Source organism: Cellulomonas aerilata (assembly GCF_007991755.1).
Classification (GTDB): domain Bacteria; phylum Actinomycetota; class Actinomycetes; order Actinomycetales; family Cellulomonadaceae; genus Pengzhenrongella; species Pengzhenrongella aerilata.
The window spans coordinates 259,035-272,702 of the sequence record NZ_BJYY01000012.1 but is presented as its reverse complement, the minus strand read 5'-3'; the positions used below and the strand labels follow the sequence as shown (position 1 = coordinate 272,702).

General features: G+C 76.1%; 9 protein-coding genes. All 9 read left to right on the top strand.

Translation table 11 applies throughout. The features are described from left to right. The first annotated feature begins 102 nt into the window (after positions 1-102). A complete protein-coding gene (locus CAE01nite_RS08225) occupies positions 103-876 on the top strand; it encodes an LLM class F420-dependent oxidoreductase (RefSeq protein WP_146902593.1) in 774 nt (257 codons plus the stop codon). Further along, complete coding sequence (locus CAE01nite_RS08220; protein WP_246131079.1) at positions 855-2,762, top strand: metallophosphoesterase family protein; 1,908 nt, start codon at positions 855-857, stop codon at positions 2,760-2,762. Before CAE01nite_RS08225 ends, CAE01nite_RS08220 begins: the two co-directional genes overlap by 22 nt. A gap of 10 nt (positions 2,763-2,772) precedes the next feature. Beyond that, positions 2,773-3,480, top strand: a complete 708-nt coding sequence (locus CAE01nite_RS08215; protein ID WP_146902590.1) for a metal-dependent transcriptional regulator — start codon at positions 2,773-2,775, stop codon at positions 3,478-3,480. A gap of 384 nt (positions 3,481-3,864) precedes the next feature. Then, positions 3,865-5,058 (top strand): MFS transporter, encoded by a 1,194-nt coding sequence (locus CAE01nite_RS08210; protein ID WP_146902708.1) that lies wholly within the window; start codon positions 3,865-3,867, stop codon positions 5,056-5,058. Between the two features lie 145 nt (positions 5,059-5,203). After that, on the top strand, positions 5,204-6,295 hold the full coding sequence (locus CAE01nite_RS08205) for a fatty acid desaturase family protein (protein ID WP_146902588.1): 1,092 nt from the start codon (positions 5,204-5,206) through the stop codon (positions 6,293-6,295). Between the two features lie 156 nt (positions 6,296-6,451). Next, the gene (gene leuS / locus CAE01nite_RS08200) at positions 6,452-9,367 is read left to right on the top strand and encodes a leucine--tRNA ligase (RefSeq protein WP_146902585.1); all 2,916 of its coding nucleotides are present in this window, start codon (positions 6,452-6,454) and stop codon (positions 9,365-9,367) included. Positions 9,368-9,451: 84 nt separating this feature from the next. Beyond that, positions 9,452-10,399 carry a DegV family protein gene (locus CAE01nite_RS08195; protein WP_246131078.1) on the top strand — a complete coding sequence of 316 codons (948 nt, stop codon included), beginning with the start codon at positions 9,452-9,454 and terminating at the stop codon, positions 10,397-10,399. Positions 10,400-10,520: 121 nt separating this feature from the next. Next, on the top strand, positions 10,521-11,990 hold the full coding sequence (locus CAE01nite_RS18515; RefSeq protein WP_246131077.1) for a ComEA family DNA-binding protein: 1,470 nt from the start codon (positions 10,521-10,523) through the stop codon (positions 11,988-11,990). Positions 11,991-11,992: 2 nt separating this feature from the next. Beyond that, positions 11,993-13,531 (top strand): ComEC/Rec2 family competence protein, encoded by a 1,539-nt coding sequence (locus CAE01nite_RS08185; protein ID WP_186816470.1) that lies wholly within the window; start codon positions 11,993-11,995, stop codon positions 13,529-13,531. Positions 13,532-13,668 lie beyond the last annotated feature (137 nt).

The following is a 13,668-nucleotide window of genomic DNA, read 5'->3' as shown; positions in this document are numbered from 1 at the left end:
GTCGCCGGTCCGGCGACGGCTGTGGCCCCACCCTAGGCACGCCCGTCCGCACCGCGAGCGCCGGACGGCGCGCGGGGGAGGCGGTGCGTAGGCTCCCGGCTCATGAGCCATCCCATCCGCATCGGCGTGCAGATCCAGCCCCAGCAGGCCGACTACGCCGCGATCCGCGACGCGGTGGCCCGGGCCGAGGACGCCGGGGTCGACGTCATCTTCAACTGGGACCACTTCTTCCCGCTGTACGGCGACCCGGACGGCCAGCACTTCGAGTGCTGGACGATGCTCGGCGCGTGGGCGGAGCAGACCAGCCGCGTGGAGATCGGCGCCCTGGTGAGCTGCAACAGCTACCGCAATCCCGAGCTCCTCGCTGACATGGCGCGCACCGTCGACCACATCTCCGGCGGCCGGCTGATCCTCGGCATCGGCGCGGGCTGGTTCGAGCGTGACTACGACGAGTTCGGGTACGAGTTCGGCACCGCGGGCAGCCGCATCGCCGACCTCGGCGAGGCGCTGCCGCGGATCAAGGCGCGGTGGGCGAGGTCCAACCCCGCTCCCACGCGTGACATCCCGATCCTCATCGGCGGGGGCGGCGAGAAGAAGACGCTGCGGATCGTGGCGGAGCACGCTGACCAGTGGCACTCCTTCGCCGACCTGGAGGTGCTGCGCCGCAAGAGCGCGATCCTCGACGAGCACGGTGTCGCGGTCGGCCGTGACGCGAGCCGGATCGAGCGCTCCGTCGGGGTGGAGGGCAGCCCGGAGGACAGCGCGGAGGCGCTGGTGGAGGCCGGCGCCACCCTGTTCACGATCGGCGTCGGCGGGCCGGACTACGACCTGTCGCTCGTGCGGGAGTGGGTCAAGTGGCGGGACGCCCGCGCCTGAGCGCTCGGCTGCCCCGGCTGCGCTGGGGACGGGGGCCGGTCGCCGGCCGTACGCGGGCGCGTCTGCGTGAGGTCCGCTGGGGCCAGGTCGCCGGGTGGGGTGCGCTCGCGGTGGTCGTCTCCCTCGTGTTCGGCGTCACGACGGCGTCCGTCCAGGGCAGCCTCGGGCCGCACGTCGCCCGGTACGCGATGACGACGGACGACCTGGTCACCGTCGACGTCGGACCGCTGGGGACGCTCGAGGTCGCCTCGCCCCTCCCGCTGACGCTCGGGGCCGACGTGCGGGTGGAGGAGATCCCGGCCGAGGTGACCGCGGTCGACCCGGCGCGGACGGTCCAGGTGCTGAGCCAGGACCTGCAGGGGTACGTGCAGTTCTTCACCGGCCCGCAGGCCACGATCGAGGACGCCGCCCGTGCGCTCGCGGTCGACGCGCTGCGCCGTGCACTGACGCTGCTGGTCGGGCTGGTGGTCGTCGCGCTCGTGCTGCGCACCCTGCTCGGGCCGGCCCGCCGAGGCGAGCTCGCCGCCCGGCTCGGCGGGCACCGCCCGGCCGTGCGCAGCGCCGTCGTCATCGCGGTCCTCGTGGCCGTCACGTGCGTGAGCAGCATCGACCGCCGGGACCGCCCGGGTGCGGGGCGGCCGGCGTCGCCGGTGTTCGCCGGCACGGCACTGGAGGGCGCCCGCATCACGGGCCGGCTCGCCGGGATCGTCGACACCTACGGCGGCCGGGTGGTGGACGCCTACCGCAGCAACGAGGCCTTCTACTCCTCGGCGCAGACGTCCGTCGCCGAGGCCTGGGACGCCCGCGCCCAGGTGATCGCCGCCCGCGAGGAGGCCGAGGCCGCCGAGCGCGCCGCGGCCGGGCGTGCCGCCCGCCTGGGGGAGTCCCTGGAGCGACCCGGCGGCGACACCACCGCGCCGACCGCCCCGGCCCAGGCGCCGGACGCGCGCGGGACCGGGGCGGGCACCGGGGACGGCGGGAGTCCGCTGCCCGGCGCCGTGGTCGCGGGTGCAGCGGACCCCGCTGCGACACCGACCCCCACGTCCGCCCCCGACGAGGGTGCGGACGACGCCGTCGAGCCCACGGTGCTGCTGCTGGTCAGCGACCTGCACTGCAACATCGGCATGGCCCGTGTCATCCGCACGGTCGCCGAGCGGTCCGGTGCCGACGTCGTCCTGAACGCCGGTGACACCACGGTCAACGGCACGAGCGTGGAGCGGTACTGCGTGACGACGTTCTCCCGTGCGGTGCCCGACGGCGTGGAGCGCGTCGTCTCCGACGGCAACCACGACAGCGCCGAGACCGGGGACCACGAGCGCGGGTCGGGGTGGACGGTCCTCGACGGCGAGGTCGTGACCGCTGCGGGCGTCCGCATCCTGGGGGACCGCGACCCGAACCAGACCCAGATCGGCGCCGGCACCTCGCCGATCGCCGACGAGAGCGCCGCGGAGGTGGGTGAGCGCCTGGCCGAGGCCGCCTGCGACGACGCCGACGGCGTCGACGTCCTGCTCATCCACACCCCTCGGGTCGGTGACGCGGCGATGCGCAGCGGCTGCGTGCCGGTCCAGCTGTCCGGCCACCAGCACCGTCGGACCGGTCCGGTGCAGGTCGGGGAGGGGATCCGGTACGTCAGCTCCAGCACCGCCGGCGCCACGTCCGGGCGGCCGACCGTCGGTCCGCTGAACGGCGTGGCGGAGCTGACCGTGCTCCGCTTCGACCCCGGGACGCGGCGCATGGTGGACCTTCAGGTCGTCACGGTCGGCCCGGACGGGTCCGCCACGGTGGGCGACCGCGAGCCGTTCCCGCTGCCCGTGCCGCCGGCGCCGGTCCTCGGTCCGGCGCCGGTCGACGCGACGACGGCGACCGCCCCCGCGGCGCCGTCCTAGGGTCGTCGCCATGGCGCGTCCCGACCCCGTCCCGCTGACGCCGGCCGTCCAGGACTACCTCAAGGCGGTGTGGTCGGCGGGGGAGTGGTCGACCGCACCGGTCACCACCAAGATGCTCGCGGAGCGGCTGGGCGTGGGGCCGCCCACCGTGTCGGAGATGGTCCGCCGGCTGTGCGACCAGGGCCTGCTGAGCCACGTCCGGTACGGCGCGGTCGAGCTCACCCCGACGGGGCGCGCGCACGCGGTCGCGATGGTCCGCCGGCACCGGCTGATCGAGACGTTCCTGGTCAGCGAGCTGGGCTACTCCTGGGACGAGGTCCACGACGAGGCCGAGGTGCTCGAGCACGCGGTGTCGGACCTGCTCGTCGACCGCATCGCCGCCCGGCTCGGCCACCCGTCCCGGGACCCGCACGGGGACCCCATCCCCGCGCCGGACGGCACCGTCCCGCAGCCGGCGGCCCGGCTGCTGCGTGACCTGCCCGCCGGCACCTGGGCGGTCGCGCGCATCTCCGACGCCGACCCCGACCTGCTGCGGTTCTTCGAGTCCGTCGGTGTGGGGCTCGACGTCGTCGTGCAGGTCCTGGGTGCCGCCCCCCACGGCGGCGTGGCGGTGTCCCTCGGCGGGCACCGGCTGGACCTGGGCGCAGCCGCCGCGGCGGCGGTGTGGCTGGTCGCCGCGGGGGACGGGACGCCGACCCACGGCGTCGAGCAGGGGTGACCGGCGCGCGACCGCCGCGTGACCGCCGCAACGCCGTCCGCCCAGGACGTCCCAGCCTCCGCCCGGTAGCCTGAGGGCGATCCCCGGAGCTCTCGACGACGCGGCCCGGTCACGTGTCGAATCGATTCGAACCCCGGAGACCCCGTGCCCGTCACCTCCCAGCCCGCGTCCGTCGTGCCGCCGCGGCCCGGCCGCGCCTCCGGCCCGGTCACCGACGCCCCCGCCGCTGCCCGCGCCGTCGACGGCGCCGGCGCCGGCCCGAGCGTCGCGGCCCCGGTCACCGACGCCGCGGGCGCCCCCGTCCCTGTCACCGACGCCGCGGGCGCCCCCGTCCCTGTCACCGACGCCGCGGGCGCCCCCGCCCCGGGCGCCGCTGCCGAGGGCATGCCGGGCGTCCGCGTCCGGCCGGCCCTGCTCGCGCTCGCCGTGGGCGGGTTCACGATCGGCACGACCGAGTTCGCCACCATGGGGCTGCTGCCGCAGATCTCCCGCGACCTCGCCGTGTCGATCCCGGCGGCGGGGCACGTCATCACCGCCTACGCGCTCGGCGTCGTCGTGGGTGCACCGCTGCTGACGGTGGTCGCCGCACGCGTCGACCGCCGGGTGCTGCTCGTGGCCCTCATGACCGCCTACACCGTGGGCAACGCCCTCTCGAGCCTCGCCGGCAGCATCGAGTGGCTCGTGGTCGCCCGCTTCCTGGCGGGGCTGCCGCACGGGGCGTTCTTCGGCGTAGGCGCCGCGACCGGGACGGCCGTGGTCGGGCAGGCCCGGCGCGGCCAGGCGGTGGCCATGATGATGACCGGGCTGACCGTCGCCAACGTCGTCGGCGTCCCGGTGTCCACGTTCGTCGGGCAGCAGCTGGGCTGGCGCGCCGCGTTCCTGGTGGTCGCGGGGCTCGGGGTGGTCACGCTGGTGGCGCTGCGCGGCTGGCTGCCCGCGGTCCCCACCGACCCCCGGGCCAACGTGCGCACCGAGCTCGCCGCGCTGCGCAACCGCCCGCTGTGGATCGCGTTCGCCGCCGTGTCGATCGGCTTCGGCGGGATGTTCGCCGTCTACTCCTACATCGCCCCGCTCGTCACCGACGTGACCGGCATGCCCGAGGCCACCGTGCCGATCGTGCTGGCCCTGTTCGGACTCGGCATGACGGTGGGCACCGTCGTCGGCGGGCACATGGCGGACCGTTCGGTGATGCGCAGCGTCCACGTGGGGTTCGTCGGCACGGCGCTGTCCCTCGTCCTGGTCGCCGTCACCGGCCCGCACCCGGTGCCCGCGATCGTCTCACTGGTCGGCCTCGGGATCACGTCACAGATCCTCGGGCTGGCGCTGCAGACCCGTCTCATGGACGTGTCGCCCGCGGCGCCGTCGCTCGGCGCGGCCCTGTGCCACTCCGCGCTCAACGTCGGCAACGCCTCAGGCGCGTTCGTCGGCGGCGCGGTCATCGCCGCAGGTCACGGCCTTCTCGCGCCGGCGTGGGTCGGCGTCGTGCTGACCCTCGTCGGCTTCGGGATCATCCTGGCGACCGGTCGGCGCCCGGGGCCGCCGGTCCCCGCGCCGGCGGCAGCGGCCGTCGCCGGCTGACGCCCCGGGATAGCAGACCTCGGCCGGTCCTGCCGCCCGAGAGGCGTCTCACACGGCGACGGCCGGGCTTGCCGGTTACTGTGGCAACGATCACCGCCGCCCTCACGGGCCGTGTGGGTCCCCCCGACAGAATGAGGACTTCCGCATGACCGCAGAGACCGTGACTGAGGGCGCGCGCCCCGTGCGTGCCCGTGAGCGCCAGGTGAGCGAGTTCACCGCGCTCACCCGCACCGTCCAGGAAGCGGGTCTCATGACCCGCCGCACGGGCTACTACTGGACCCGCTTCGTGGTCCTGACCGTTGCACTGGCGGGACTCGTCACGGCCCACGTCCTCATCGGCGCCTCGTGGTGGCAGCTCGCCATCGCGGCCGCGCTCGCCGTGGTCCTCGGTCAGGTCATGTTCCTCGGGCACGACGCCGCGCACCGGCAGATCTTCGCGTCGGGCCGCATGAACGAGTGGGCGAGCCTGATCATCGCCAACCTCTACGCCGGCATGAGCTACGGCTGGTGGACGCACAAGCACAGCCGCCACCACGCCAAGCCCAACCAGGTGGGGCTGGACCCGGACATCAAGACCGGGGCGTTCTACTTCCACACCGAGGAGCTCACCGCGCCGGTGAAGGGGGCGACCGCGTGGATGCGGGCGCGCCAGGGCTACCTGTTCTTCCCCCTGCTCCTGCTCGAGGGACTGAACCTGCACGTCTCCGGCGTGCGCACGATCTTCGGCAAGGGCGAGGTCAAGCGCCGCCCGGTCGAGATGGCCTTCGTCACCCTGCGCCTCGGCGGCTACCTGGCCCTGGTGTTCTGGGTGCTCCCGGTCGGCATGGCGTTCGCCTTCCTCGGCGTCCAGCTCGCGCTGTTCGGCCTCTACATGGGTGCGGTGTTCGCCCCCAACCACAAGGGCATGCCGATCGTCCCCAAGAGCGCGAAGGTCGACTTCCTGCGCCGCCAGGTGCTCATGAGCCGCAACGTCCGGGGCGGCCGCTTCATGGACTGGTTCATGGGCGGCCTGAACTACCAGGTCGAGCACCACCTGTTCCCGAGCATGCCGCGGCCGAACCTGCGCAAGGTGCAGCCGATCGTGCGCGAGTTCTGCGCCACCCACGACATCCCGTACACCGAGACGTCGCTCATGGAGTCCTACGGCATCGTCATCCGCTACCTGAACAAGGTGGGGCTGGCCGCCCGCGACCCGTTCCAGTGCCCGCTGGCCATGGAGCTGCGCTCCGCCCGCTGAGGCCCACCCGCACGACCGCCGACGGCGGGGCACGGACCGCCACCGGTCCGGGCTCCGCCGTCCGTCGTCGCGGCCCGTCCGCGTGCCGGTCCGGCGGTGGGTGACGACGACGCAGCGGCGGGCGAGCGGGCCGGTCCCCGCCGGTAACCTGGGCGGGTGACTTCGCCGGACGCCCCCGCCACCTCGATCGACGACGCGCCGCAGGGCGACGTCCGCTTCCGGTACACCGCCGCCCTCGCGAGCGAGCTCGAGCAGCGCTGGCAGGACCGCTGGGACGCGCTGGGGACGTTCGCCGCGCCGAACCCGACGGGCCCGCTGACCGACGGGGCGGGCCGGCACGCCGACCCCGACGCCTCGACGTTCTTCGTCATGGACATGTTCCCCTACCCCTCCGGCGCGGGCCTGCACGTCGGCCACCCGCTGGGGTACATCGCGACCGACGTCGTGGGGCGCTACCGGCGCATGTGCGGCGACAACGTGCTGCACGCCCTCGGGTACGACGCCTTCGGACTGCCCGCCGAGCAGTACGCCGTCCAGACCGGGCAGCACCCGCGGGTCACGACCGAGGCCAACATCGCCAACATGCGCCGCCAGCTGCGGCGGCTGGGCCTGGGGCACGACCCCCGCCGGACCTTCGCCACCACCGACGCCCAGTACGTGCGCTGGACGCAGTGGATCTTCCTGCGGGTGTTCGGCTCCTGGTACGACGCCGAGGCGGTCCGCCCCGACGGTGGTCTGGGCCAGGCGCGCCCCGTCGCCGAGCTCGAGGCGCTGTACGAGTCCGGCGCGCGTCCCACCCCCGACGGGCGCCCCTGGGCCGACCTGGACGCCGTCGAGCGCCGGCGCGTGGTGGACGCGCAGCGGCTGGCGTACGTCTCGGAGACGCCGGTCAACTGGTGCCCGGGCCTGGGGACCGTGCTGGCGAACGAGGAGGTCACGGTCGACGGCCGCTCCGAGCGCGGCAACTTCCCGGTCTTCAAGCGCAACCTGCGGCAGTGGAACATGCGGATCACCGCCTATGCGGACCGCCTGATCGACGACCTGGACCTGATCGACTGGCCGGAGAAGGTCCGTGCGATGCAGCGGAACTGGATCGGACGCTCCGAGGGGGCGCAGGTCCGCTTCGCGGTGCTGGGCGGGGAGGAGATCGAGGTCTTCACCACCCGTCCCGACACGCTGTTCGGCGCCACGTTCATGGTCGTCTCCCCGGAGCACCCGCTGCTGGACGAGGTCCCGGCCGGATGGCCGGACGGCACGCACGCGACCTGGACCGGCGGCCACCGGACGCCGTCGGCCGCCGTCGCTGCCTACCGTGCGGAGGCCGCCGGCAAGACCGCCGTCGAGCGCCAGGCCGACGCCGGCCGCAAGACCGGCGTCTTCACCGGGCACCTCGCCGTCAACCCGGTGACCGGCGTGCCGCTGCCGGTCTTCACCGCCGACTACGTGCTGATGGGCTACGGCACCGGCGCGATCATGGCCGTGCCCGGCGGGGACGAGCGCGACTTCGCGTTCGCCCAGGCGTTCGAGCTGCCGGTCGTCCACACCGTCGAGCCGCCCGAGGGCTGGACGGGCGGCGCGTGGACCGGTGACGGCCGGATCGTCAACTCCGCCAACGACGAGATCAGCCTGGACGGGCTGGGCGTCGCCGAGGCCAAGCGGGCGGTCGTCGGGTGGCTGGAGGGCCGCGGGATCGGCACCGGCACGGTCACGTACCGCCTGCGGGACTGGCTGTTCAGCCGCCAGCGGTACTGGGGGGAGCCGTTCCCCGTGGTCTACGACGAGGACGACATGCCGCTCGCGCTGCCCGAGGACATGCTGCCGGTCGAGCTGCCCGAGGTGCCCGACTACTCCCCGCGCACCTTCGACCCGGAGGACGCGCAGTCGTCCCCGGAGCCGCCGCTGGGCCGCAACCAGGACTGGGTCGACGTCATCCTCGACCTGGGGGACGGGCCGCGCACCTACCGGCGCGACACCAACACGATGCCCAACTGGGCCGGGTCGTGCTGGTACTACCTCAACTACCTGGACCCGACGTCGCGCGACGTCGTCGTGGACCCGGCCCTCGAGGCCTACTGGATGGGTCCGGGTCACAACGCGGCCGCGGGCGCGTCCGGCGGGGTCGACCTGTACGTGGGCGGGGTCGAGCACGCCGTCCTGCACCTGCTGTACGCCCGCTTCTGGCACAAGGTCCTGCACGACCTGGGCCACGTCTCGAGCGTCGAGCCGTTCCGCCGGCTGTTCAACCAGGGGTACATCCAGGCCTACGCGTACGCGGACGCGCGCGGCCAGCACGTCCCGGCCGCCGAGGTGGTCGAGTCGACGGCGGCCGACGGGACGGTGACGTACGCGTGGGACGGCCAGGAGGTGTTCCGCGAGTACGGGAAGATGGGCAAGTCGCTGAAGAACGTCGTCACGCCCGACGACATGTACGAGGCGTACGGCGCCGACACCTTCCGGGTCTACGAGATGTCGATGGGCCCGCTGGACCTCTCCCGCCCGTGGGAGACGCGCGCGGTCGTGGGGTCTCAGCGCTTCCTGCAGCGGCTGTGGCGCAACGCGGTCGACGAGGCCACCGGCGCCCTCGTGGTGTCCGACGACGCCCCGTCCCCCGCGACGCTGCGCCTGCTGCACCGCACGATCGCCGACGTCCGGGTGGAGATGGAGGCGATGCGGATCAACACCGCCATCGCCAAGCTCATCGTGCTGAACAACCACCTGACGTCGCTGCCCGCCGCGCCGCGGGCCGTCGTCGAGCCGCTGGTGCTCATGGTGGCGCCGGTCGCCCCGCACATCGCCGAGGAGCTGTGGTCCCGGCTGGGTCACGAGGGGTCGCTCGCGCACGAGCCGTTCCCGGTGGCCGACCCGCAGCACCTCGTCGAGGACACGGTCACCTGCGTGCTGCAGGTGCAGGGCAAGGTGCGCGGTCGCGTGGAGGTGTCGCCGTCGGTGTCCGACGACGACCTGCGCGAGCTCGCCCTGGCCGACGCCGGGGTGCAGCGGGCGCTGGACGGGCGGGGGGTGCGGACGGTCATCGTGCGCGCGCCCAGGCTCGTCAACGTCGTCCCGGCCTGACCGGTGGTGCCGCGGCGGGACGCGTCCGGCGGGCCGGAGGTCGGCGGGCCGGGTCCGGAGCCGGTGTCCCCGCGCGTCGTGGTCGTGACCGACTCGACGGCGTCCCTGCCGCCCGGGCTCGCCGAGCGGTGGGGGATCGAGGTCGTCGCCCTCGAGGTCGCGATCGGCGACGCGCGCTACCGGGAGGGTGTCGACCTCCCGGCCGGCGACCTGCTGGAGGCGCTGACGTCCGGCACCCGGGTGACCACGTCGCAGCCGCCGCCGGCCGCCTTCGCCGAGGCGTACGCGCGCGCGGCCGACCGCGGCGCCCGCGAGGTGGTGTCCGTGCACCTGTCCGGCGAGCTGTCCGGGACGGTGCGCGCGGCCGAGCTCGCCGCCGCCGCGGCGCCGGTGCCCGTGCACGTCGTCGACTCGCGGTCCGTCGCCATGGGGCTCGGGTTCGCGGCCCTGGCGGCGGCGGAGGCGGCCCAGGTGGCCGAGGCGGCGGAGGCGGCGGTCGACGGCGACGGGGCCGCGGTCCCGGTCGGCGTGGACGGCGCGCCCGTGCCGGGCCGGGCCGGCGTGGACGGCGCGGCGGTGGCGGGCCGGGCCGGCGTGGACGGCGCGGCGGTGGCGGGCCGGGCCCGCGGGGTCGCCGCTGCGACGTCCGCGCTCTTCCTCGTCGACTCCCTGGAGCACCTGCGCCGAGGTGGCCGGATCGGTGCGGCTGCTGCCGCGGTCGGCACGCTGCTCGGCATGCGGCCCCTCCTGGCGGTGCGCGACGGGCGCGTCGACGTGGCCGGGAAGGTGCGCACCCGCCGCGCGGCTCGCGAGCGCCTGGTCGCGCTCGCGGTGGAGCAGGTCGCCGGTCGGGCGTCGGCGCGGGTCGCGGTCCATCACCTGGGGCAGCCCGAGGTCGCCGACTCCCTGGCGGCCGAGGTGCTCGCACGATGCGGGCTCAGGCCCGGTGCGGTCATGGTGTCCGAGGTGAGCGCGGTCGTCGGCGCCCACGCCGGTCCCGGGCTGCTCGGCGTGGTGGTCGCCGGCGACTGACCCGGCCGGACCCGTTCGCGCCCGTGCCGTCCCGTCCCCAGGCCGCCGGCGCGGGCCGCCGTCCCCCACCGGCGAGGGCGGGAGGGGAGCGGGCCGTCGTGCGCTCGTAGCGTCCGCAGGCATGCCCCGGTCCGACGACGCGCTGCGCAGCCTCTCGCGCGACCGCCTGCACGCGGTGGCCCGGCCCGGATCCGCTGCGCCGGGAGGGGCGGCGTCCGAGGGCCTCGCGGACGCGCGGGTGGACGGCGAGGAGCACCGGGGAGGCCCCCGCGCGCAGGTCCAGCGGCCGGGCCCTGCTCCCTGGTGGCTCCCCGAGCCGCCCGAGCCGCCCGGTCCTGCTGCCGTCACGACCGCGCCAGGCTTCGCCGGGCGGGTGCCGACCTCCGAGGACGCCGAGGCTGAGGCGGAGTACGGGAAACCGGTCCGACACCCCGTCGAGCAGGTCCGGGACGGTCGGGGCGACGCGGCCCGGCCCGAGCCGGCCACGCCTCGCGCGCGGCGCCGAGGCCGGCACCAGGCGCCCGCCACGGACGCGGGTACGGGCACCGTGCGGGTGGAGCCACCGCCGTCCGACGACGCCGGTGCGGCGTGGCTCCCGGTCGCCGTGCCGGCGGAGCCACCGGCCTACGACGTCGCGTCCCGCGCCGACCGCGGCCCGACGGCCACCCGTGGACCGGTCCGGTCCTCGCCGCCGCCCGCCGCGACGGTCGATCGCCCCCACCGTGAGGGCGACGTCCGTGACGTGGTCGAACGCATGCGTCGGGAGGCGCTCGCGGAGGTGGCCGACGAGTACGGCCGGCGCCACGGCCACCCGCTGGACCACGCCGCCGAGGGTGCCCGGCCGGCGCGGCGTCGATGGTTCCTCGGCGTCCGCCATGCGGTCGTGGCGGGTGTCGCCGTCGCCGTGCTCACCGCAGGCGTCGTCCTGCGGGCGACGGCCGAGGTGCCCCGCACGGTCCCGCCGCCGGCGAGTGCCGCGGCGAGCGCCGTGGGCGCCGCGCGGCCGGGTGACGACGGCACGCCCGACGTCGTGGCGGCCGACGCCGAGGTCCCACCGGCACCGGCCCCCGGCAGCGCGGACGGCGGCCCGTCGCCCTCTCCGGCAGGAGGGTCCGGCGCCGTCCCCGCCCCGGCGCCGACCGCGCGCGTGGTGGTGCACGTGGTGGGGCAGGTGAGCACCCCGGGGGTGGTCGACCTGCCGGTGGGCGCCCGGGTCGGTGACGCTCTCGCGGCAGCCGGCGGAGCGACCCCGACGGCCGACCTGTCGGGCGTCAACCTGGCACGGGTGCTCGTCGACGGGGAGCAGGTCGTCGTACCGGCGCCGGGCGACGCCCCCGTGCCGGCGGTCGAGGGTGCCGGCGGGGGCCCGGGCGCCGCCTCCGGCGGGACGGCGGCGACCGGACCGGTGGACCTCAACACCGCCGGAGCGGCCGAGCTGGACGGGCTGCCCGGCATCGGACCGGTCCTCGCCCAGCGCATCCTCGAGTGGCGGACGGAGCACGGACCGTTCCGGGACGTGGAGGAGCTCGGCGAGGTGGCCGGGATCGGCGACACGCTGCTGGGCCGGCTGCGGACCATGGTCCGGGTCTGACCGTGCGGCCACCCGTCACCGACCTCCGGCTGGTCCCGGCCGCGCTCGCGTGCTGGGCGGCGAGCCTCGTGGGGGTCCGCCTGCCGCCGGGGACGGCGGTCCCCACGCTCGCCGCCGCCGCCGCCGTGGCGGTCGTCGTCGTCGCACGGCCGCACAGACGACCCGCCGCCCCGGTGCCGCGGTGGTGGTCCGCCGCACCCGCCCGCGCCCGCGGGCACGTCGTGCTGATCCTCGTGGTGTGTGCGGCGGCGGTCGTGTCGGCCGGGAGCCAGCGGACCGTGCGGGACGCGGGGCCGATCGCCGACCTGGCGTCCGCGGGCGCCACGGTCCGCGTGGTCGGCACGGTCGCGTCGGAGCCGGCTCGGCTGCGCTCGGCCGTGCCGTGGTCCGCGCGGGAGCGGTACCGGGTCGATCTCCGGGTCGACCAGGTGGTCCGCCGCGACCGGGCGGAGCCGGTCGCCGCACCGGTGCTGGTGCTGGCCGGTCCGGCGTGGGCAGGTGTGCGGTACGGCGCGCGCGTCGAGGCGCTCGGGACCCTGGAGCGCAGCGGGGCCGGGGACCGGGTGGTCGCCGTCCTGGTCGTCCGCGGACCCCCACGGGCGCTGTCGCCTCCCGCCGCGCTCCACCGGGGGGTGGAACGGTTCCGCCGGGGGCTCCTTGCCGTGTCGGACGGGCTCCCACCGGACCAGCGCGGCCTCGTGCCCGGAGCAGCGATCGGGGACACGTCGAGGATCCCGGCCGACCTCGACGAGGCGATGCGGGCCGTCGGGCTCACGCACCTCACGGCGGTGTCCGGCGCCCACTTCACCATCGTCGGTGCCGGGGTCCTGGTGCTCGCGGCGATGGCGGGTCTGCCCCGCGCGGCGCGGGCCGCCACGCTGGCCGTCGCGATGGCCGGCTTCGTGGCGCTCGTCCACCCGACGCCCAGCGTGCTGCGCGCCGCCGCCATGGGGGCAGTCGGGGTGTCCGCGCTGGTCCTGGGCCGTCCCGCGCGGGCGGTCCCGGCGCTGGCCGCCACGGTGCTGACCCTGCTCGTCCTCGACCCGTGGCTGGCCACCAGCATCGGCTTCACGCTGTCCGTGGTCGCCACCGCCGGCATCGTGCTGCTCACCCGGCCGCTCGCCGCCGGGCTGTCGGCTCTGGTCCGGGCCGACCCGGCGAGCCCGGGCGCCCGCGTCGTGGCCGTCCCCCTCGCGGCGCAGCTCGCGTGCGGGCCGGTCGTCGTGGTGCTCGCGCCCGCACTCGCGACGTACGCCGTGCCCGCGAACGTCCTGGTGGCGCCCGCGGTCGCCCCGGCGACGGTCCTGGGCGTGCTGGCGGCGCTCGCTGCGCCGTGGTGGCCCGCAGCCGGCGAGCTCCTGGCCCACGGCGCCGGCTGGGCGACGTGGTGGGTCGCGTCCGTCGCACGACTCCTCGCCGGCCTGCCCGCGGCCCAGGTGCCGTGGCCGGGTCCACCGTGGGGCCCGGTCCTGCTGGCGGTCTCCACGGCCGGGGTGGTGCTGGCGGTGGTGCGGCTCGGCCGGGGCGCCGTCCCACCATGAGAGCCGTGCCCGACGGGCCCGTGGGTCACCCGTGGCAGGCTTGGCCCGTGCCGCCCACCGCTCGACGACCCTCCGCCTCGACTGCGACGGCCGACCGGTCGGGGCCCACCCGCACGGGGTCCGGCCGGGCAGCCGCG

What these genes read in the sequence shown, in the direction of transcription:
- CAE01nite_RS08215 (WP_146902590.1), top strand. Translation starts at nt 2,773, where the DNA reads ATGGCGCGTCCCGACCCCGTCCCGCTGACGCCGGCCGTCCAGGACTAC.
- CAE01nite_RS08225 (WP_146902593.1), top strand. Translation starts at nt 103, where the DNA reads ATGAGCCATCCCATCCGCATCGGCGTGCAGATCCAGCCCCAGCAGGCC.
- CAE01nite_RS08210 (WP_146902708.1), top strand. Translation starts at nt 3,865, where the DNA reads ATGCCGGGCGTCCGCGTCCGGCCGGCCCTGCTCGCGCTCGCCGTGGGC.
- CAE01nite_RS18515 (WP_246131077.1), top strand. Translation starts at nt 10,521, where the DNA reads ATGCCCCGGTCCGACGACGCGCTGCGCAGCCTCTCGCGCGACCGCCTG.
- CAE01nite_RS08205 (WP_146902588.1), top strand. Translation starts at nt 5,204, where the DNA reads ATGACCGCAGAGACCGTGACTGAGGGCGCGCGCCCCGTGCGTGCCCGT.